Origin of the sequence: Polynucleobacter sp. (assembly GCF_040400325.1) — a bacterium.
GTDB lineage: Bacteria > Pseudomonadota > Gammaproteobacteria > Burkholderiales > Burkholderiaceae > Polynucleobacter.
On the sequence record NZ_JBBAQK010000001.1, the window covers coordinates 128,421 to 149,860 of the forward strand.

22 protein-coding genes are annotated in these 21,440 nt (G+C 45.6%); 19 read left to right on the forward strand and 3 right to left on the reverse strand.

What is annotated here, in order from left to right; all coding sequences use genetic code 11:
- Positions 1-67 precede the first annotated feature (67 nt).
- Entirely contained in the window at positions 68-2,650 is a 2,583-nt protein-coding gene (locus tag ABWP14_RS00700) for an Rne/Rng family ribonuclease (protein WP_353201058.1), read from the reverse strand.
- 462 nt (positions 2,651-3,112) lie between these two features.
- Here ABWP14_RS00700 and ABWP14_RS00705 point away from each other — a divergent pair, with 462 nt between their 5' ends.
- Genes ABWP14_RS00705 through ABWP14_RS00715 form a run of 3 tightly spaced genes read left to right on the forward strand, consistent with a single transcriptional unit; the run spans position 3,113 to position 5,834 of the window.
- On the forward strand, positions 3,113-4,171 hold the full coding sequence (locus ABWP14_RS00705; RefSeq protein ID WP_353201059.1) for an RluA family pseudouridine synthase: 1,059 nt from the start codon (positions 3,113-3,115) through the stop codon (positions 4,169-4,171).
- Positions 4,155-4,835 (forward strand): HAD-IA family hydrolase, encoded by a 681-nt coding sequence (locus ABWP14_RS00710; protein ID WP_353201060.1) that lies wholly within the window; start codon positions 4,155-4,157, stop codon positions 4,833-4,835. The genes ABWP14_RS00705 and ABWP14_RS00710 overlap by 17 nt, the downstream gene beginning before the upstream one ends.
- Positions 4,836-4,886: 51 nt before the next feature.
- Complete coding sequence (locus ABWP14_RS00715; RefSeq protein ID WP_353201061.1) at positions 4,887-5,834, forward strand: S49 family peptidase; 948 nt, start codon at positions 4,887-4,889, stop codon at positions 5,832-5,834.
- Between the two features lie 11 nt (positions 5,835-5,845).
- Here ABWP14_RS00715 and ABWP14_RS00720 read toward each other — a convergent pair whose 3' ends face one another.
- Both ABWP14_RS00720 and ABWP14_RS00725 read right to left on the reverse strand, forming a co-directional pair.
- Entirely contained in the window at positions 5,846-6,616 is a 771-nt protein-coding gene (locus ABWP14_RS00720) for an SAM-dependent methyltransferase (protein WP_353201062.1), read from the reverse strand.
- 3 nt (positions 6,617-6,619) lie between these two features.
- Positions 6,620-7,222 (reverse strand): Maf family nucleotide pyrophosphatase, encoded by a 603-nt coding sequence (locus tag ABWP14_RS00725; protein WP_353201063.1) that lies wholly within the window; start codon positions 7,220-7,222, stop codon positions 6,620-6,622.
- Between the two features lie 43 nt (positions 7,223-7,265).
- Between ABWP14_RS00725 and ABWP14_RS00730 the strand changes: the two genes are divergently transcribed.
- The 16 genes from ABWP14_RS00730 (at position 7,266) to acpS (ending at position 21,427) form a co-directional block, all read left to right on the forward strand.
- A complete protein-coding gene (locus ABWP14_RS00730) occupies positions 7,266-7,841 on the forward strand; it encodes a YceD family protein (protein WP_353201064.1) in 576 nt (191 codons plus the stop codon).
- A 106-nt stretch (positions 7,842-7,947) separates the two neighbouring features.
- Positions 7,948-8,127 (forward strand): 50S ribosomal protein L32, encoded by a 180-nt coding sequence (rpmF, locus tag ABWP14_RS00735; protein WP_011902241.1) that lies wholly within the window; start codon positions 7,948-7,950, stop codon positions 8,125-8,127.
- Positions 8,128-8,210: 83 nt separating this feature from the next.
- Complete coding sequence (plsX, locus tag ABWP14_RS00740; RefSeq protein WP_353201065.1) at positions 8,211-9,224, forward strand: phosphate acyltransferase PlsX; 1,014 nt, start codon at positions 8,211-8,213, stop codon at positions 9,222-9,224.
- On the forward strand, positions 9,221-10,207 hold the full coding sequence (locus ABWP14_RS00745) for a beta-ketoacyl-ACP synthase III (RefSeq protein WP_353201066.1): 987 nt from the start codon (positions 9,221-9,223) through the stop codon (positions 10,205-10,207). The genes plsX and ABWP14_RS00745 overlap by 4 nt, the downstream gene beginning before the upstream one ends.
- 24 nt (positions 10,208-10,231) lie before the next feature.
- Complete coding sequence (gene fabD / locus ABWP14_RS00750) at positions 10,232-11,167, forward strand: ACP S-malonyltransferase (protein WP_353201067.1); 936 nt, start codon at positions 10,232-10,234, stop codon at positions 11,165-11,167.
- A 34-nt stretch (positions 11,168-11,201) separates the two neighbouring features.
- On the forward strand, positions 11,202-11,945 hold the full coding sequence (gene fabG / locus ABWP14_RS00755; RefSeq protein WP_353201068.1) for a 3-oxoacyl-ACP reductase FabG: 744 nt from the start codon (positions 11,202-11,204) through the stop codon (positions 11,943-11,945).
- Positions 11,946-12,047: 102 nt separating this feature from the next.
- A complete protein-coding gene (gene acpP / locus ABWP14_RS00760) occupies positions 12,048-12,287 on the forward strand; it encodes an acyl carrier protein (protein ID WP_028819177.1) in 240 nt (79 codons plus the stop codon).
- Positions 12,288-12,308: 21 nt separating this feature from the next.
- Positions 12,309-13,556, forward strand: a complete 1,248-nt coding sequence (gene fabF / locus ABWP14_RS00765; RefSeq protein WP_353201069.1) for a beta-ketoacyl-ACP synthase II — start codon at positions 12,309-12,311, stop codon at positions 13,554-13,556.
- 48 nt (positions 13,557-13,604) lie between these two features.
- Complete coding sequence (locus ABWP14_RS00770) at positions 13,605-15,053, forward strand: DegQ family serine endoprotease (RefSeq protein WP_502930121.1); 1,449 nt, start codon at positions 13,605-13,607, stop codon at positions 15,051-15,053.
- A 136-nt stretch (positions 15,054-15,189) separates the two neighbouring features.
- Positions 15,190-16,995, forward strand: coding sequence for a translation elongation factor 4 (lepA, locus tag ABWP14_RS00775; RefSeq protein WP_353201070.1), 1,806 nt, complete (start codon positions 15,190-15,192; stop codon positions 16,993-16,995).
- The gene (lepB, locus tag ABWP14_RS00780) at positions 16,995-17,801 is read left to right on the forward strand and encodes a signal peptidase I (protein ID WP_353201071.1); all 807 of its coding nucleotides are present in this window, start codon (positions 16,995-16,997) and stop codon (positions 17,799-17,801) included. Before lepA ends, lepB begins: the two co-directional genes overlap by 1 nt.
- A 5-nt stretch (positions 17,802-17,806) precedes the next feature.
- On the forward strand, positions 17,807-18,598 hold the full coding sequence (gene rnc, locus ABWP14_RS00785) for a ribonuclease III (protein WP_353201072.1): 792 nt from the start codon (positions 17,807-17,809) through the stop codon (positions 18,596-18,598).
- Positions 18,599-18,642: 44 nt separating this feature from the next.
- On the forward strand, positions 18,643-19,536 hold the full coding sequence (gene era, locus ABWP14_RS00790; protein ID WP_502930128.1) for a GTPase Era: 894 nt from the start codon (positions 18,643-18,645) through the stop codon (positions 19,534-19,536).
- A 5-nt stretch (positions 19,537-19,541) separates the two neighbouring features.
- Complete coding sequence (recO, locus tag ABWP14_RS00795) at positions 19,542-20,276, forward strand: DNA repair protein RecO (protein WP_353201074.1); 735 nt, start codon at positions 19,542-19,544, stop codon at positions 20,274-20,276.
- Between the two features lie 12 nt (positions 20,277-20,288).
- The gene (gene pdxJ, locus ABWP14_RS00800; RefSeq protein WP_353201075.1) at positions 20,289-21,038 is read left to right on the forward strand and encodes a pyridoxine 5'-phosphate synthase; all 750 of its coding nucleotides are present in this window, start codon (positions 20,289-20,291) and stop codon (positions 21,036-21,038) included.
- Positions 21,035-21,427 (forward strand): holo-ACP synthase, encoded by a 393-nt coding sequence (gene acpS, locus ABWP14_RS00805; RefSeq protein WP_353201076.1) that lies wholly within the window; start codon positions 21,035-21,037, stop codon positions 21,425-21,427. Before pdxJ ends, acpS begins: the two co-directional genes overlap by 4 nt.
- Positions 21,428-21,440: the final 13 nt, after the last annotated feature.

A 21,440-nucleotide genomic window follows, 5' to 3' on the forward strand; every position in this document is an offset into this window, starting at 1 on the left:
TGAAAAGGGGTTTCTGCCAAACTGCCAAATATCTTTGTGGGATAAATGGCAGTCTGGAGAAAAAGCTTTAAACCGTTTTTTCTTGGCCGCCGGTTTCAACTAAAACCATTGGACCTTGTGGCTGACTAGCTGCAGGTTTTGGTGTTCTGCCTACATTTTCTACTACTGGCTCTGCCTGAATCTGACCTTGAACTTCAGCCATTTTGCTTGAGTCAGTTGCTACCCAGATCATTCCAGCAGATCGCACAACGCTATGCAAAGGAGTTTCTTCAAGCGCCTGGAAGGCAATCTTCGGAAGTTCTGGTGCAGGCTTCACAATCACTTCAATAGCAGCAGCTACTGCCACTACTGGAGTTGAAGTTTCTGCTTGTGCTGGGCGCGATGCGCGAGGTGCACGAGGACTTCTTTCCTTTTTAACTGTCGCAGGTTTTGCATTACCAAAGCTTTTGGCAATATTTTGCATCGGCATCGTTGCAGATGCGCCAGCCATTCCCGCAGGAGGCCCTGAAAAAGTAGCAGCGCTTGCTGCTGGAGTAGTTGTTATATCGCTTGTGTCCTCACCGCGTTGACCGCGACCACGGCCACGACGGTTACGACCACGGCCACGACGCTCTTCGCCATCAGCGCTCGGTGTAGCTTCAGTACCAGGAGCAGCTTCCGTTGCAGGAGTGACTGCAGCTGGGTTTGCTTGACGCTCAGGCTTCGGACCATTTTGATTGCGGTTATTCCGATTATTGCGGTTATTCCGATTGCCGTTATTGCCTTCAGTAGTACCTTCAGCGGCATTCGCTACTGGACGTTCTGTACGCTCACCATTGCGATCGTTGCGCTCACCGCGACGATTACGGCCACGGTTGCGATCGCCACCATTGGCATTACGTCCTTGATTGCGACCATGGGCATTGTTATCTGCTGGCTTCTCTTCTACTGCAGGAGAAGAAGAGAACATCTTCTTGATAAATCCAAAGAAACCACCAGAGCTTTCAGCTTGTACTTTTTCAGTACGAACAGGGCGTGGTTGGCTAATCGGCGCAGGTTGAGTTGGCGTAATGCCCTTCACAGCTGCTTCAGGACGTACCTTCACATCAGCATCTTTACGACTTACTGTAGTGTCGGTCTCGAGCTCGCGAGCAGCTTCTTCAGCCATCACATAGCTAGCCTTTTGATCGTCAAGACGGGGATCATCATGACGCAAACGCTCTAACTTGTAATGTGGTGTTTCTAAATGCTTGTTAGGAACCATCAAGACATTCACTTTGAAGCGAGACTCAATCTTAATCACTTCAGCACGTTTTTCATTCAAGAGGAATGCAGCCACTTCGACTGGTACCTGTGTATGAATCGCCGCTGTGTTCTCTTTCATTGCTTCTTCTTGAATGATGCGCAGAACTTGCAGTGCAGAAGACTCAGTATCACGAATATGGCCTGTGCCGTTACAGCGTGGGCAAGTGACATGACTACCTTCAGAAAGTGCAGGCCGTAAGCGCTGGCGTGACATTTCCATCAAGCCAAACTTGGAGATCTTGCCCATCTGAACCCGAGCACGATCATGACGCAGAGCATCGCGCAGGCGATTCTCAACATCTTTCTGAGCTTTGCTCGATTCCATATCAATAAAGTCGATCACAATCAAACCACCTAAGTCACGTAAACGTGCTTGACGGGCAATTTCATCGGCAGCTTCTAAGTTAGTGCGAGTAGCAGTTTCTTCAATATCAGAACCACGGGTTGCGCGGGCAGAGTTCACGTCCACAGAAACCAAAGCTTCAGTGTGGTCAATCACAATCGCGCCGCCAGAAGGCAATGGCACGGTACGTGAGTAAGCCGTTTCAATTTGATGCTCAATTTGGAAGCGTGAGAATAAAGGTACATCATCTTGATAGCGCTTTACTCTGGGCAAGTTGTCCGGCATTACGACTGACATAAATGCAGCAGCTTGCTCGTAGATATCATCGGTATCAATGAGGATCTCGCCGATATCCGGCTGGAAGTAATCACGGATGGCACGAATCACCAAGCTCGATTCGAGATAAATCAATAATGGTGCTGAGTTGCCTTTAGCAGCCTCATCAATCGCTTTCCACAACTGCATGAGGTAACTTAAGTCCCATTGCAATTCTGTAGCGTCGCGACCAATACCAGCGGTACGAGCAATGATGCTCATACCATCAGGGATATCTAACTGGGACATAGCATCACGCAGTTCTTGACGGTCTTCACCCTCAATGCGACGAGACACGCCGCCTCCACGAGGATTATTTGGCATCAATACCAAATAACGGCCAGCCAAGGAGACAAAGGAAGTTAAAGCTGCACCTTTTTGGCCACGCTCTTCTTTTTCTACCTGAACAATAATTTCTTGACCTTCACGCAGGGCATCCTTGATGGAGGCACTGCGAACGTCTATACCCTCTTTGAAGTAAGTTCTGGCAACTTCTTTAAATGGTAAAAAGCCATGACGCTCTTCACCATAGTTGACAAAGCAAGCTTCCAGGGAAGGCTCAATGCGGGTAATAACACCTTTGTAAATATTGCCTTTGCGTTGTTCACGACCAGCAGCTTCGATATCAATATCGATGAGTTTTTGACCATCAACGATGGCAACTCGCAACTCTTCTTGTTGAGTTGCATTAAATAACATGCGTTTCATAACACTCTCCTATGGGGGAGGTTGTCGTTGCGCGCTGCGTAGGAGACAAGTCAGATACCGCCTAGGACTGAGCCCAAGGCGGTTTATGAGTGTGGATCATGCAAATCTGAGCATCTTTTACTCAGTTCACCCAGTTAACTGTTGGTTAAATCGGTGCCACACTTGACGATCGCCGCAGAGACCTCCTTTAGGTCATCAATGCAGGCGCGCGCCTGAAAACTGTCTTCTAATCGCGGGTCGCGGCATACGGCACACCAACCCTGCGCCTCATTACAACGGGGGAGGGGCAACCCCGAGAGTCTTTTGAAGGGCGACTCTAAGCTCCACGATTCAAACCTGAATCAGGTTCGTCTCGGGCCAATAAATTGGCTTGAGCGCTGATTATACGGCACAAGTTGAATGACAATGGGGTATTGTTGAGTGCCTTGTCGTCCTCTGTAAAGCTGGCAAGAGAGATAAATCATGAAATCCGACCCCATATTGACCCCAAAAGCAGTATCAGTCCGCACTCCGGCCACAGTTCTGCTTGAGACCATCGGCCCCGAAGAAGCGGGGCAGCGCTTAGATAATTATTTATTACGCTGGGCTAAAGGGGTACCAAAAAGTCACGTTTTTCGCATTATTCGCTCGGGTGAGGTTCGGGTCAATAAAAAGCGTGCTGAACCCACTACTCGTTTAGTAGAAGGGGATGTAGTGAGGCTTCCTCCAGTTCGGATTGCTGAGCCAGCACAAATGGCCGCCGTCAATACTGCTCAGACCAAGTCTCGGGCAAAAACGTATTCCGACAAAATGCCCATTCTTTTTGAAGATGATGCTTTGTTAATTGTTGATAAGCCTTCGGGCTTAGCAGTTCATGGCGGCTCAGGCATTGCACTTGGCGTCATCGAAACACTGCGGATTACACGCCCTGAGCTCAAATTTTTAGAATTAGTACACCGCCTAGATCGTGATACCTCTGGTGTTTTACTGTTGGCCAAAAAACGCAGTGCTCTGGTTGAGCTCCATCGTCAAATTCGGGAAGGGCAAACAGATAAACGATATTACTTATTAGCTCATGGTGAAATATCTCAGGGAAATAGCGTGATGCAGCTCAAGTTTCCATTGCACAAGTATTTACTAGCAAACGGAGAGCGCCGAGTACGCGTTGATCCTGACGGCCTACCTAGTCATACCGCCTTGCGAGTGAGTAAAAGCTTTCAGCGAGAAAGGGTCGCAATCACTTTAGCGGAGGCCCAATTAAAAACTGGCCGTACCCATCAAATTCGGGTGCATTTGCAAAAGTTAGGCCATTCTATTTTGGGCGATGATAAGTATGGCTTTGAAGATCAAGATAAGTTGATTAAATCAAAACGCCTCTACTTACATGCCCATTTAGCAGGGTTTACTCATCCTCGAACAGGGGAAAAGATGCGGATTGAATCCCCACTACCTTTTGAATTCGAGGCTATGATGAAAGCATTCGATCAGCCAGAAAAGACGACTAAAGAAAAATCTCCAACTGAAGATGCCACAAAAAAATAAATCTGATCGCCGCTATGACTTAATTGTTTGGGACTGGGATGGAACCATTATGGATTCCACCCCCACCATCGTCCATTGCATTCAGCAATCCTGTCGTGATCTAGGCTTTAAAGTCCCTGACGATACTTTGGCAAGCTCAGTGATTGGCTTGGGTATTCATGATTCATTACGGCGGGCAGTTCCATGGGTAGACCCAATTCATTTTCAAAAACTGACAGACCGTTTTCGCTTCCATTATTTAGCAAAAGACCATGAGCTTGATTTATTTGTTGGCATTCGTGAATTGCTAGAAGAATTACGTGCTGACCAATATCTGCTGGCAGTGGCAACTGGTAAATCGAGAGTCGGCCTAGATCGATCATTAAAGCACCATCAACTTTCTCATGTATTTCATGAAACCCGAACTGCGGATGAATCATTTTCTAAGCCTCACCCAGCTATGTTGCTCGAGTTGTCAGATGTCACTCAGGTACCAACACGTCGTATTCTGATGATTGGCGATACAACTCATGACTTAGATATGGCAACTAATGCGGGAGTAGATGCGGTAGCTGTGACGTATGGAGCTCACCCACCTGATACCTTAAAGGCTTCAAAGTCATTAGCCCATGTTGATGACGTGAGTCAGTTGTCGTCATGGCTTAAAGAAAATCTGATAGCGTAGGTAGTTTAAAAGTTTAAAATTGAAAAAAGTAACACTAAGGAATTAATGAAGATGGAAAACAGTCCAAATCCTAATTGGGAACGACAAGCACTCGAGCATTTATTGTTAGAGAACTTAAAAGAAACCCGTAAGGCCCGTCGCTGGAAAGCAGTGCTAAGAGTTCTGACCTTACTGGTTATTGTGTCTGTGGTGATTATGGTATTTGATTTTCATTTGCCAGGACGTGGTATTGGCGTAGAAAAACATACCGCCATGGTGACGTTAGATGGTGAGATTTCATCTAGTTCAATGGCAAACGCTTTGGATATTAATTCATCTCTAACTGCAGCATTTGAAAACGAAAATAGTGCAGGAGTAGTGATGCGTATCAATAGTCCCGGAGGATCGCCAGTTCAGGCGGGGATGATCAATGATGAGATTCATCGCTTACGTAAGCTTTATCCCAAAAAGCTATTTTATGTTGTAGTGGAAGATATTTGCGCCTCTGGTGGTTACTACGTAGCTGTTGCTGCAGATCAAATTTTGGTGGATAAGGCCAGCATCGTTGGTTCTATCGGCGTCATCATGGAAGGCTTTGGATTTACGGGTTTGATGGATAAGTTAGGCGTTACTCGACGCATGATTACCGCAGGATCTAATAAGGGCATGATGGATCCATTTAGTAAAGAAAATCCACAACAAGTCGACATGATTAAAACCATGATTGATGAGATTCATCAGCAATTTATTGCGGTAGTCAAAGAGGGTCGTGGCGCTCGCTTAAAAGAATCTGCGGACTTATTTTCTGGCCGTGTTTGGAATGGTGAACAAGCGGTCAAGATTGGATTGGCTGACGGCTTTGGAACGGTTGATACGGTTGCGCGAGATGTATTCAAGGCCCCCGATATCTTGGACTACACCATGAAAGAAAACTTTGCTGAGCGGGTTGCTAAGCGCTTTGGTGCTGAGGTTGGGGCAGCAGCTGGTAAGTCCTTAATTAAGGCGCCAGACCTGAAGTAAGAAAAGAAATACTAGGCCAGCAGCAGAAATACTGTTGGCCTATTTTGTAATGAAGTACAAGCTGCCTCATTAGGATAGCGCTTGCGCCATTCTGCAATCGATAGAGTGGCGATCATTTGTGATGTCAAACTGAGATCTACACCAAGACAAAGCAAGGTTTGTGGCGCTAAGGAGTTAAGGCAGGCCATGAGCATTGAGCTATTGCGATAAGGCGTCTCAATCCATATTTGAGTTTGTTGTAATTTTCTAGATTCCGTTTCTAATTGCTTGAGCTTAGTGCTACGCTCATGAGTGTCATATGGAATGTAACCTTGAAAAGTAAAGCGTTGACCGTTCAGTCCACTGGCCATGAGGCCTAATAGGATTGAACTGGGCCCAACGAGGGGCTTTACCTTCGCCCCTATTTGGTGTGCAGCCAATACCAGTTCTGCGCCAGGGTCAGCTACACCAGGTACACCCGCTTCTGACATTAAACCCATGTCTTCTCCAGCCAGCAAAGGTTTGAGAAGGTCGCTAGGCTTTACGGTATCGCCATACTTTGCATTGCGTGCTGCCCCTCGCCATTCACCCATTTGCATTTCTTGAATCGAACAAATCAATGGAGAAACAGTATCAATCGCTTTTAAAAATGCGCGTGCTGTTTTGGCGTCCTCCACAATCCAATGTCTTAATTTAGCAGCCTGCACGATCGTTTCATGTGGCAATACCCAGGGCAGTTGTTCGGCACGAGCATCGTCCCCTAAGGTGTTGGGAATTAAAAAAAGAGTCCCAAGCTTCACCATGGATTAACTTTTACCTTTTGGTGGAATCATAAAACCAGCATCACGCAATAAACCGCTTAATACGATTAGCGGTAAGCCAATGAGGGCGGTTGGGTCATCGCTCTTGATTGACTCAATCAGGCTGATACCTAAACCTTCAGACTTAGCACTGCCTGCACAATCATAGGGTTCCTCAGTAAGCAAATAGGATTGTAAAATTTCATCTGAGAGATTTCGAAAGACTACTTCAGTGGGGACGCAAATAGTGCTTTCTGTATCTCCATTCATTAGGCAAAGTGCCGTATAAAATGTCACTGTTTGTCCGCGCATCAGTTGCAATTGTGCTAAGGCCCTTTCAAAATTTCCAGGCTTGCCGATAGCAGCGCCACACAGATCAGCCACTTGGTCTGAGCCAATGATCCAAGCATTGGGGTGCTGTTTAGCAACTGCAGCTGCTTTAGCGTGAGCCAATCGAAGCGCTAAGTTCAAGGTGCTTTCGCCGGCAATAGGCACCTCGTCAACCTGTGGCGAAATAATCTTGAAAGGAATACGCAAGCGCTCTAAAAGTTCTCGGCGGTATATCGAGCTTGATGCCAAAATAAGTGGTGAATTTGTCGAAATACTCATTGCTGCAGATGCCTTCAAAGTAGTCTTGATTTAGACTGATGTCATGAATCGTAATCAAGTTTTACCTCAAGTTCAGTTATTGGCAGAGCCAAGTGCCTTAAAAAAGGTCGATTTTTGTGCTCCCCAGACTTATCAAGGCACTGGCTTTTTGAGTATTACTGACTTACCAAGGCTTACTAAAGAGGCTTCCGTGGTTTTAAAGGGAGATGGATTTCATTGGGTAATTCAGACCCATTTTGAAGATTCTCCAGGAAGTGAGCCCCTACAAACAATGGATTTGGCCTTAAAAGGCCGTATTCACTTGATTTGCCAGCGGTGTTCGCAAGACTGTGCCGTAGATTTAGACGAAAAACGTCGCTTTTTGCTGCTGGCAACCGAACAAGATGCAGATGATTATCCAGTTGAGGATGAGGAGAGGGAGGCTTTGGTAGCCAGCCAGCATTTCAACCTCTTAGAAACAATCGAGGATGAGGTTTTATTGTCTTTACCACTGATTCCAAAGCATCCAGAGGGGTTTTGTGAGCCCCATGACTCTAGTTTTGGGGGTGATGCAGAAGAGGGCTTATCCGAAAAGCCTGAAAATCCCTTTAACATATTGAAAAATATGAAGAAAAACTAAAAACCTAAGCTTTATTTAGGATCTTGTTTTGAATATAGTTTATCGATAAATCAAGCATTTAGAACCTTTTTTCGTGCTAGAATATCGCCTTGCTTAGGAGTTCAATATGGCCGTTCAACAAAATAAAAAATCACCTTCCAAACGTGGCATGCACCGTGCTCACGACTTTCTGACCGCACCTGCAACAGCTGTTGAAGCTACCACTGGTGAGGCTCATTTGCGCCACCACATTTCACCAAACGGCTACTATCGTGGTCGTAAGGTTGTTAAAACTAAAAACGACTAATTTATTAGTCCAATCAGATTGAAGCGGCTCCATAAAAAGCCGCTTTTTTCTTAGACAAACCACTTGCAGCAATCAATGAGTTTATGAGCGTTACTCTAGCTATTGATGCCATGGGCGGAGATCATGGAGTCGTCGTTACGGTTCCAGCCGCTTGCGATTTTTTGGAAAAGCATGCTGATGTCAACATTGCATTGGTAGGTGATACCAAGGCAATTAAGCAAGTTTTAAATAAATTCTCTAAAGCGCCCCTCGATCGCATTCAAATTATCCCTGCCAGTGAAATTGTTTTAATGGATGATCCCATTGAGGTTGCTTTGCGACGCAAAAAAGATTCATCGATGCGCATTGCTATCGAGCAAGTGAAAGAGGGTCTGGCTGATGCGGTTATCTCCTCTGGCAACACCGGTGCTTTGATGGCGATTTCTCGTTATGTCCTTAAGACGCTAGAAGGTGTAGATCGCCCAGCGATTGCAACAGCTATTCCAAACGAAAAAGGCCGCGGCACAACAATGTTGGATTTGGGTGCTAATGCTGACTGTGAACCGATGCATTTGTTTCAGTTTGCGCAAATGGCCAATGTGATGGTGCAGGTCGTTGATGGCACGCAAAACCCTACAATCGGCCTACTGAATATAGGCGAAGAGGTCATTAAGGGTAGTGATGTAGTAAAGAAAACCAGTGAGTTGCTGCGGGAATCTAAGTTGAACTTTTATGGCAACGTAGAGGGTAACGATATTTTCAAGGGTACAACTGATATTGTGGTGTGCGATGGTTTTGTGGGCAACGTTGTTTTGAAGGCTAGTGAAGGTTTAGCTAAAATGATGAGCGGCATGATTCGGGAAGAATTTAATCGCTCTTTGTTCACCAAACTCATGGCTATTTGTGCGATGGTGCCTTTATTAAGAGTGCGTAAGCGGGTGGATCATAGACGCTACAACGGTGCTGTATTGTTAGGTTTGCGCGGTTGTGTGATTAAGAGCCATGGTTCTGCGGATCGATTTGCATTTGGTTTTGCCTTAGATCGCGCTTATGAAGCTGCTAAAAATCGGATGGTTGAGCGCATTGCGGATGCCTTTATGGCGGAGACGAAAGAATGAGTATTTATGCAAGAGTTGCTGGCACGGGAAGTTATCTTCCAGAGCTGCGCTTAAGCAACCAAGATCTAGTTGAGCGCCTTGCTAAAAATGGCTTGGAGACTAGTGACGAGTGGATTACTACTAGGAGCGGTATTTCTGCAAGACATTTTGCCGCTGAAAATGAACTCACTAGCGACCTTGCTGTTAAAGCAGCGCAGGCTGCACTTTCTAGCGCGGGTCTGAGTTCGTCAGATTTAGACCTTATTATTTTGGCAACCTCCACACCAGATCATTTGGGTGGATTTCCCAGCACAGCATGTGTCGTTCAAGATAAATTGGGTGCTCATACTGCTTGTGCTGCCTTTGATATTCAGGCAGTTTGCGCAGGCTTTACCTATGCACTCGCTACAGCTGATGCATTTATTCGTTGTGGCACTTATAAAAAAGTGCTGGTGATTGGTGCTGAAACTTTTTCACGCATTCTAGACTTTCAGGATCGTGGCACTTGCGTCTTATTCGGTGATGGCGCAGGAGCAGTTGTTTTAGAGGCTTCAAAAGAAGCTGGCATATTATCTACAGCTTTGCATGCCGATGGAAGTCAGCGCGCTATCTTATGCGTGCCTGGCCGAGCTGGTAACGGTGAGGTGCATGGTTCACCATTTATGACGATGGATGGTCAAGCAGTTTTTAAATTGGCCGTTAAAGTACTAGAGCAAGTTGCGTACGAAGCATTAGAAAAGGCTAATCTGAAGCCGGAGCAAATTGATTGGTTAGTTCCACATCAAGCTAATATTCGCATTATGGAAGGTACCGCCAAGAAGATGGGCATGTCGATGGATAAAGTGATTGTGACTGTGCATGAGCATGGCAATACATCTGCCGCCTCTATACCACTTGCATTGGATTCTGGTGTGCGCTCTGGTCAAATTAAACGCGGCCAATATCTTTTGTTAGAAGGCGTTGGTGGTGGTTTTGCTTGGGGTGCAGTAGCACTGAAGTACTAATTTTTAACTACCGAAAATAATTACATGACATTCGCTTTTGTATTTCCTGGCCAAGGCTCTCAATCTGTGGGGATGCTCAATAGCGTTGCCCAGCGACCTGAAGTCCGCGCAACCATGCAAGAGGCTTCCGATGCCTTAGGTGAAGATGTTGCCAAGTTAATTTCAGAGGGGCCTGCAGAGGCCTTGTCATTAACGACGAATACGCAACCAGTGATGCTAATTGCAGGTGTTGCATTTTACCGTGCCTGGATTGCTGCTGGTGGCGCAGCACCAAAAGTGCTGGCTGGTCATAGCCTTGGTGAGTACTCGGCTCTGGTTGCGGCAGATGTGATTTCTTTTAAAGATGCAGTGCCCTTGGTACGTTTTCGTGCACAGGCAATGCAAAGTGCAGTACCAGTTGGGACCGGCGGGATGGCAGCAATATTAGGCTTGGACGATGCGGCTGTTATTCAGGTTTGTAAAGAAGTCAGTATTGCATTGGGTAGCATCGTTGAGGCAGTTAACTTTAATGCACCTGGTCAAGTCGTCATTGCTGGTGCTAATGATGCGGTCACTAAAGCATGTGAGCTACTGAAAGCAGCTGGTGCAAAACGAGCTCTACCTTTACCGGTATCTGCCCCATTTCATTCTTCTTTATTGCAACCCGCGTCTGAGAAGCTCAAGACATATTTGGCGAATATTGAGTTTAATGTTCCCACGATTCCTGTGATTAATAATGTCGACGTTCAAATCTTAAGCGATCCTCAAGCAATCAAAGATGCCTTAGTGCATCAAGCGGCCAAGCCTGTGCGTTGGCAAGAAACGATTCAAGCAATGGTGCAGCAGGGCATTACTCAAGTAGTAGAGTGTGGGCCTGGCAAAGTTTTAGCGGGTCTTACTAAGCGTATTAACGATCAAGTCACTGGCGTGCCCATCTTTGATGAAGCTAGCCTGAATGAAGCCTTAGCTAGCGTGAAATAAAGAATAGTAATAGAGAAAATAGCGAAAGATAAATATGAATCTCGACTTAAGCGGACAAATTGCGTTAGTTACCGGCGCCTCCCGTGGCATTGGACAAGCGGTTGCAGATGAGTTAGTAAAGTGTGGCGCCAAAGTGATTGGAACTGCCACGTCTAGCGAAGGCGCAAAAGCAATTGATGCTCGTTTAAAATCATCAGGCGGTGCTGGTTTATTTTTAAATGTCACCGAGCCAAACGCTTGCGAAAATATCATTGATCACATTGTGAAAGAGTATGGCGGTATTAATATTTTGGTCAATAACGCTGGAATTACTCGAGATAATTTAGCGATGCGCATGAAGTCTGAAGAGTGGTCTGATGTGATCGATACGAACTTAAGTGCGGTATTTCGTTTATCTCAAGCAGTTATTCGCCCGATGATGAAGGCTCGTGCTGGCCGCATTATTAATATTACGTCGATTGTGGGCCATATGGGCAATCCAGGTCAGGCCAATTACGCTGCTGCAAAAGCAGGTGTATCGGGCATGACAAGAGCCCTGGCACGTGAAATTGGCAGTCGCAATATCACTGTAAATTGTGTTGCCCCAGGCTTTATTGATACCGATATGACGCGTGCACTTAGCGAAGAACAGCAAAATGCCCTAAAAGTGAATATTCCTTTAGCTCGTTTGGGTAGTCCTGAGGACGTAGCTCAGGCAGTGGCGTTCTTGGCCTCTCCAGCTGCGGGATATATTACGGGTAACACCTTACATGTCAATGGCGGGCTATATTTAAGCTAATGACAAATCAAGGATTTAGTCATTTTTTGGCGGATTTGCAAGATTGCTTCGCCAAGCTGATAAAATCTGTCAATCATTTTTTTACAACCCCTGGGGGACTTAATGGACAACATCGAACAACGCGTTAAGAAAATCGTCGCTGAGCAATTAGGCGTCGCTGAAGGAGATATCAAGAATGAATCTTCTTTTGTGAATGACCTGGGCGCTGACTCTCTTGACACTGTTGAGCTGGTCATGGCTTTGGAAGATGAATTTGGTATCGAAATTCCTGATGAGGAAGCCGAAAAAATCACCACAGTTCAGCTCGCGATCGACTTCGCTAAATCAAAAGCTCAGGGTTAACTCCCTAGCCTAGGTACCACTGTGTCAGTATCAAATGGCCAACGCCGGGTTGTAGTTACCGGTCTTGGTCTCATTTCACCTGTTGGCAATTCTGTTGATGTGGCATGGTCTAATTTGCTTGCTGGCAAATCAGGCATTGCCACTATCACGAAGTTTGACCACTCTCTTCTGAGCGTTCATTTCGCTGGAGAGGTGAAAGACTTTAATGTCGAAGAATATGTTTCTGCCAAAGAAGCTCGCCATATGGATAGCTTTATTCATTTCGGCATTGCTGCTGGGGCACAAGCGATTCGTGACAGTGGCTTAGAGGTTACCGAGCAAAACGCAGAGCGCATTGGTGTGATGGTCGGCTCAGGGATTGGCGGCCTGCCCATGATTGAAGAGACTGGCGCTGAGCTTCTTGCTCGGGGTCCTCGTCGTATCTCACCATTCTTTGTTCCAGGCTCAATCATTAATATGATTTCTGGGCACCTCAGTATTTTGTTTGGTCTGAAAGGCCCAAACGTTGCTGCAGTAACTGCTTGTACTACTGGATTGCATAGTATTGGTCTGGCTACTCGTTTGATTCAGTACGGTGATGCGGATGTCATGCTTGCAGGTGGTGCAGAATCGACGATCTCTGCATTAGGTGTTGGGGGCTTTGCTTCTGCAAGAGCCTTATCCACTCGTAATGATGATCCTGCAACTGCTTCACGTCCTTGGGATAAGGATCGAGATGGTTTTGTGCTCGGTGAAGGTGCGGGAGTGATTGTGCTTGAGGAGTATGAGCACGCTAAAGCTCGGGGTGCAAAAATTTACTGTGAGCTGTTGGGCTTTGGTATGAGTGGTGATGCTTATCACATGACCGCACCTAATATGGATGGCCCACGACGTTGCATGATTAATGCCATGCGAGATGCAGGTCTGAATCCTGATCAAATTCAATACATTAATGCCCATGGCACTTCCACACCTTTAGGTGATAAGAACGAAACTGAAGCTATTAAAGCGGCTTTGGGTGATCACGCTAAAAAAACTTTAATTAACTCAACCAAGTCGATGACGGGGCACCTTTTGGGGGGCGCTGGAGGCTTGGAGTCTGTTTTCACTATTCTGGCGCTTCATCACCAGAAGTCCCCTCCAACGATCAATATCTTCAATCAAGACCCTGAATGTGATCTGGATTACTGTGCCAATACAGCCAGGGACGTGAAGATTGACCATGCGGTTAAAAACAACTTTGGCTTTGGTGGTACTAATGGCACCTTGATTTTTGGCAAGTTGCCCTAATATTGTCTTTATCTCCATTTTTTGGTTTTTACCAAGTAGGCTAGCATTATGAAAAAATACTTTATTGCGCTATTGGCGGTCATGAGCCTTGGCCACCTTTCGTTTATACCCCTTGCCTCTGCGCAAAATCCAAGGGTAATGATTCCTGATTTTGCTGACTTAGTTGAGAAAGCAAGTCCGGCAGTGGTAAATATCCGTACTACCGAAAAGGTTCAAGCTCAACAAGCCCAAGGCGGTATTCCTGGAATGCCTGAGGAACAAGCGGAGTTTTTCCGTCGCTTCTTTGGGGTACCCATTCCGGGTGTTCCTAGTACACCTAAACAAGCACAACCAAATCCCGGAAAACCACAGGAGTCTGATCGCGGTGTTGGCTCGGGTTTCATTATTGAGTCTAACGGTTTGATTTTGACTAATGCTCACGTGGTTGAGGGTGCGAATACTATTTATGTTACGTTAACGGATAAGCGTGAATACAAAGCCAAATTATTGGGCTTGGATAAGCGCACTGATATTGCAGTGGTGAAGATTGAAGCGCGAGATTTGCCCAAACTGACTTTAGGGGACTCTTCAAGAGTGAGAGTGGGTGAGTGGGTATTGGCTATTGGCTCACCATTTGGTCTAGAGAACACAGTGACTGCTGGTATTGTTTCCGCCAAAAGTCGTGATACTGGTGATTACCTTCCATTCATTCAAACTGACGTAGCGGTAAATCCAGGAAACTCGGGCGGTCCACTTCTCAATACTGCTGGCCAAGTGATTGGCATTAACTCCCAAATTTTTAGTCGCTCAGGCGGATACATGGGAATTTCTTTTGCCATTCCAATTGATGAAGCAATGCGCGTTGCTGATCAATTAAAAACCAGCGGCAAAATGACGCGTGGTCGAATTGGTGTTGCTTTGGGTGAGATGACTAAAGAGGTTGCAGAGAGTTTAGGACTAGGTAAACCACGCGGTGCATACGTGCGCAATGTTGATCCTGGAGGCCCTGCGTCTGCAGGTGGTATTGAATCTGGCGATGTCATCCTCAGCTTCAATGGACGTGAGATTGCAAAATCTACTGATTTGCCACGTTTAGTGGGGGAAACAAAACCTGGTGCTAATGCCACTGTGCAGGTTTGGCGCAAGGGTGCTAATCGTGAACTAACTGTCACTGTTGGTGATAGCGAGTCGACACAGGCAGCCAGTAAAAAGACAGATACACCATCGTCAAACAGTCCAAATGCCAATGCATTAGGGGTTACTGTCACCGATTTATCTGATGCTAAAAAGAAAGAGCTCAATATTAAAAGCGGAATTGAAGTGACCACTGCTGGAGATGGGGCGTTGGCTAGAGCGGGAATACGTGCAGGGGATGTCATTATCCGCATTGGAGATGCTGATATCACCGGGGTTAAGCAGTTTGAGACCCTTGTCAAAAGCCTTGACACCAATAAGGCTGTTCCAGTCTTTGTCCGTCGTGCAGACAGCACTTTGGTGATCCCTGTAAGGCCAAAATAAGGCTAAATAAGGCCTAAAAATGGGCTTAGGCGCCAAATCGGCGCCACCCATTACAATCCATTTAAGACGACTTTTTGCAGCGCATCATTGTGGTGTGTTCTGACAAGGCGTTTTTTGAATGACCTAATTAGACGCTATGGATTTAATCCGCAATTTTTCTATCATCGCCCATATTGATCATGGCAAATCAACACTTGCTGATCGCATTATTCAGCTTTGCGGTGGCCTTTCTGATCGAGAGATGGAGGCTCAAGTCCTTGACTCAATGGATATTGAGCGTGAACGCGGCATCACCATTAAGGCCCAAACTGCGGCACTGCATTACAAGGCCAAAGACGGCAAAATTTATAACCTCAACTTGATTGATACCCCGGGGCATGTAGACTTCTCATACGAGGTCAGTCGCTCCTTATCGGCTTGTGAGGGCGCTTTATTGGTAGTTGATGCTAGTCAGGGCGTTGAGGCGCAAACAGTAGCGAACTGCTACACCGCTATCGAGTTGGGTGTTGAAGTGGTTCCGGTACTGAATAAGATTGACTTGCCGCAAGCTGATCCAGAGCGTGCCATTCAAGAAATTGAAGATGTGATTGGGATTGATGCTACTGATGCTCTTACTTGTTCTGCAAAGACTGGCCTAGGAGTTCATGAAGTCATTGAGGAAATGATTCGTCGTGTGCCACCACCTGCAGGCGATGCGAGCGCGCCATTACAGTGCCTCATCATTGACTCTTGGTTTGATAATTATGTTGGTGTGGTGATGTTAGTTCGCGTTATCAATGGCACCCTGAAACCTAAAGACAAAATTACTTTGATGGCTAATGGCTCCACTCACCTAGTTGAGCACGTGGGGGTCTTTAGTCCAAAGTCAGTTGATCGGCCTGAGCTTAGTGCAGGTCAAGTAGGTTTCATTATCTCTGGAATTAAGGAATTAAAAGCTGCAAAAGTAGGTGATACCGTTACGCACGCTATCGGACAGGTAGGTCGTATGCCCGCTGTCGTTCCATTACCAGGATTTAAAGAAGTAAAGTCTCAAGTATTCGCTGGTTTATATCCAGTAGAGGCAAGCGAATACGATCAGCTGCGTGAGTCCCTTGAGAAATTGAAACTCAATGATGCTTCTCTGCTGTACGAGCCAGAAGTATCTCAGGCCTTAGGTTTTGGATTCCGCTGCGGATTCTTAGGCTTGCTGCACATGGAGATCGTGCAAGAGCGTTTAGAACGTCAGTACGATATGAATTTGATTACAACCGCACCAACTGTGGTGTATCAAGTGCAGCAATCCGATGGCAGCATCTTGATGGTAGATAACCCATCAAAGATGCCTGAGACTAGTAAGGTCGATACCATCATGGAGCCGATTGTTACCGTTAATCTTTATATGCCTCAAGAGTATGTAGGTTCGATCATTACATTGTGTGTCGGTAAGCGGGGCATTCAGACGGGCATGAACTATTTAGGTCGACAAGTACAACTGACTTATGAGTTACCGATGGCAGAGATTGTGATGGATTTTTTCGATCGTCTCAAATCTATTTCACGGGGCTATGCCTCAATGGACTACGAGTTTAAAGAATATCGCCCAGCTGATGTAGTGAAAGTCGATATTTTGATTAACGGTGATCGGGTTGATGCTCTATCGGTTATTGTCCATAGGAGCAATAGTCAACACCGTGGTCGTGAGGTAGTCTCTAAAATGCGCGGCATTATTCCACGTCAAATGTTTGATGTTGCTATTCAGGCGGCAATTGGCAGTAACATTGTCGCGCGTGAAAATGTCAAAGCCTTGCGTAAAAACGTCTTAGCCAAATGTTATGGCGGCGATATATCACGTAAGCGTAAGTTATTAGAGAAACAAAAAGAAGGTAAGAAGCGTATGAAGCAAGTGGGTAATGTGGAGATTCCACAAGAAGCCTTCTTGGCAATTTTGCAGGTAGAAGGTTAATGAACTTTGCACTGATTCTCTTTATCTTGGTGATTGTTTCTGGAATCGCCTGGATAGCCGATAAACTGTACTTCGCACCCCAGCGACTGCGGGCGGGTATTGCTCGTATGCCACTATGGTTGGAGTACACGGCTGGATTCTTTCCAGTGATTTGTGCCGTGTTTGTACTGCGCTCATTCATTATTGAGCCTTTCAAAATTCCATCGGGATCCATGATTCCAACTTTACAAATCGGTGACTTTATTTTGGTTAATAAATTTACCTACGGTATCCGTTTACCAGTCATTAATCAAAAAGTGATTGATATGGGATCGCCCAAACGTGGAGATGTTGCCGTATTTCGTTACCCACGCGATGAGTCGGTCGATTACATTAAGCGGGTTGTTGCACTACCTGGCGATATCATTGAGTACCAAGATAAGCGCTTGATTATTAATGGACAGCCTTTGCAATACAGTGGCGGTGAACCATACCTTGATCCCGAGAATATGCGCTATGCCAAGCGGTTTACTGAAACTTTCCCGGCTGATTTAGACGGTAATCGTCACGATATCCTGAATGATCCCGATCGTCCTGCTGGATTTTTACCATCAGAGCGTTTTCCCGGCGCAGAATTTTGTCAGTATCAGCAAACTGGTTTGACCTGTAAGGTACCTGCTGGCCATTATTTTGCTATGGGAGATAACCGTGATAACAGCGCTGATTCTCGCTATTGGGGATTTGTTCCTGAAAAGAACCTTGTTGGGAAAGCTTTCTTTGTTTGGTTAAATTTAGGTAACCTCGGTCGTATCGGAGGCTTTGAGTAAACATCATGAATGCGCGCGCCGTCATAGAAACTGCACCGCTTCAAGAGAGACTTGGGTATAGCTTCAAAAAACTCGAGTTATTAAACCAGGCGCTTACCCATCGTAGCCATAGTAAAAAAAATAATGAGCGCTTAGAGTTTTTGGGTGACTCTATTCTAAATTGCGTTGTTGCAGAAATGCTTTATGAGCGCTACTCAGATTTAGATGAAGGGGATCTTTCTCGTGTACGGGCTAACTTAGTCAAACAGCAAGCGCTATATGAGATTGCACAAACTCTTTCGCTGTCAGATTATCTGCGCTTAGGTGAGGGCGAATTAAAGAGTGGCGGCTTTCGTCGCCCATCGATATTGGCTGATACCTTAGAGGCTGTCACTGGCGCCATTTTTCTTGACGGTGGTTTTGAGGCAGCCAAAGCATGCCTTAGAAAACTCTACTCAGTGATTCTTGCTCAGGTAGATCCGATGACTTTGGGTAAAGACGATAAAACCTTATTACAAGAGTGTTTACAAAGCTATCAATTGCCACTACCAACGTATAACGTGATTGGCACAAGTGGTGCTGCCCATAATCAACAATTTGAAGTGGAGTGTCTTATTCCCAACCTAAAGGTGGGTGTGAAAGGCGAAGGTGCTTCACGACGTGCAGCCGAGCAGGTTGCTGCTAAGCTTGCACTGATAGCGGTATTAAAAGCCTTACCCCAAGAATCACGTAAACCAAAGAAAACTCGGTCAGCCAAGAAAAAAGCAGCTAAAAAAGAAGTGACTGAAGAGCAATTGAACCTCAAGCTGAAGGGCTAATCGTGTTTAGATGTGGCACCATCGCCATTGTGGGGCGTCCCAATATGGGTAAATCCACTCTTTTGAATGCATTAGTCGGTCAAAAGATCAGCATCACTTCTCGAAAGGCGCAAACAACGCGTCATCGCATTTTAGGGGTTCAAAATCGCGAAGAGGCCCAGTTTATTTTCATTGATACGCCAGGTTTTCAGACCCGCTTATTAAATACCTTAAATAAAGCACTGAACCGAACAGTCACTACAGCATTGCAAGATGTGAACGTCGCGTGCTTTGTAGTTGAGGCGGGCTATTTTGGTGAAGATGATAAGAAAGTATTAAAGCTTTTGCCTGATGATTTACCGGTAGTATTGGTTCTCAATAAATTAGATCTTTTTAATAGCCGCTCTCAGACCCCTTCGGAACGCGATCAAGCTTTACTCAACTTTATTCAAGAAATGGCAAAGTCTTGGTGTGAATTAGGTGGACATGAAGATCAGAAGTCTGAGTTTGCTGAAATCATTCCGATGAGCGCGAAGAGCCCAGGCGATATTCAAAGACTGCTCGATGTCCTCGAGGGATATTTACCTGAAGCGCCCCCTGTCTATGATGGCGAGACCATTACAGATCGCAGTGAGCGTTTCTTGGCTGCTGAGATCTTGCGTGAGAAGGTATTTCGTTTTACTGGTGAAGAATTGCCATACACCAGCACCGTGGTAATAGGTCAATTTAAGATGGACGGTAAGATGCGCCGTATTGCCGCTACTATTCTGGTTGATCGTGACAGTCACAAGGCGATGATTATTGGTCAAAAAGGTGAGCGCCTCAAAAAGATTTCTACTGATGCTCGAATTGATATGGAAAAGCTATTTGACGGTAAGGTTTTTTTAGAAACCTGGGTAAAGGTAAAGCGTGGTTGGGCTGATGATCGTGCTGAGCTACGGGCACAAGGTTTGGAATAAAGCAGATGGCCTCGATTCGTGTTGCTGATGAACCTGCTTTTGTATTGCACAGTATTCCGTACAAAGAAACTAGTCTGATTTTGGATGTGTTTACTCGGCAGCATGGCCGCATGGCCTTGATTGCTAAAGGCGCCAAACGCCCGCACTCTACTTTAAGACCGGTTTTACAGCGCTTCCAGCCGCTATTGGTCTCTTGGAGTGGTAAATCGGAGTTACGGACTTTAACTAAATCAGAGTGGGTTGGGGGTATGCCCTCGCTAGTAGGAGATGCTCTTCTTTGCGGTTTTTATTTGAATGAGTTGTTGGTTAAGTTTTTAGCGCGTGAAGATGAATATGAAAAACTTTACGATAGTTATTCTCAGACAATTAATGCATTATCTAATCTCGAATTTGAATCTAAGGGTTTGGAAGAGATTCTGCGTCCCTTTGAACTTTCCCTTTTACAAGAAACGGGTTATGCAGCGGCGCTTGATCGATGTGTTGAAACAAATGAAGCTCCCATAGCGATAGATCAGTATGTTTACCAGCCCGAGCGAGGTGTGCGGCCTATTCAGACTGATGACCCTGGGCACTGGCCTATTCTTTCTGGAAAATCTCTCTTAGCTATTGCTGCTGGTGATTTTTCTGATTTAGAGACTCTTGCCGAAAGTAAGCAGCTAATGCGCTTCTTATTGGGGCTTCATCTCCAAGATCAGGTTTTGACAACTCGTCAAATTTTGATTGATTTGAAGAAAATCTAGTAAGCTATTGCGATGAAAATCTCTAATGCCCTAGAACTCGGGATCAATATTGATCACGTGGCAACTTTGCGTAATGCGCGGGGTACTACTTATCCAGATCCCTTAAGGGCAGCACGTTTAGCCGAAGAGGCTGGAGCAGATTTAATCACGCTCCATTTGCGTGAAGATCGACGTCATATTAAAGATGCCGATTTAATGGCATTACGACCCTTAATCAAAACACGCATGAACTTAGAGTGCGCTGTTACTCCAGAAATGATCAACATTGCATGTCAAGTTAAGCCTCATGATGTTTGTCTCGTTCCCGAAAAGCGTGAAGAGGTCACTACTGAGGGTGGTTTAAACGTTCTAGGGCATTATGTCGCGGTAGAGGCTGCCACAAAACAATTGAAAAGCGCAGGTATTCGCGTATCGTTATTTATTGATCCTGATGAAAAGCAAATTCAGGCAGCTAAGGATGTTGGGGCTACGGTGGTTGAGTTGCATACTGGTCGTTATGCCGATGTATCTGGTGAAGAGCAGATTAAAGAATTAGAGCGCATTCAAAAAGCCGCGCAATATGGCGTGAGCATAGGATTAAGAGTGAATGCAGGTCATGGACTACATGAGGGTAATGTCATGCCTATTGCAGGTATTTCTGAGTTGTCAGAACTGAATATTGGCCATGCGATTGTTGCTGAGGCTTTATTTAAAGGTTGGCAAAAAGCTATCACCGATATGAAGGCGCTGATGGTTAAAGGTAGAGCAGGATCATCAAGATGATCATTGGTATTGGCACAGACATCTTACAAATTAATCGCTTACAAGCTGCTTATGATCGTACGCAAGGTCGTATCGCTGAAAAAGTGTTGGGTCCAGATGAGATGCTGGTATTTAAGCACCGTCTTGCCAGAAATCACAAACGCGGCATTGCTTTCTTGGCTACTCGTTTTGCTGCAAAAGAAGCTTTTTCAAAAGCGATTGGATTGGGCATGAGAATGCCAATGACATGGCGATCTTTGCAAACCCTGAATGAGCCAAGCGGGAAGCCAGTAACAAGTTACCTAGGTGCCTTAGCTCAATTTATGCAAGAAAAAAATTGGGAAGCACAAGTGACAGTGAGTGATGAACAAGATATGGCTATTGCTCATGTTATCGTCGTTCAAAAATAGTCAGTACAAGGAA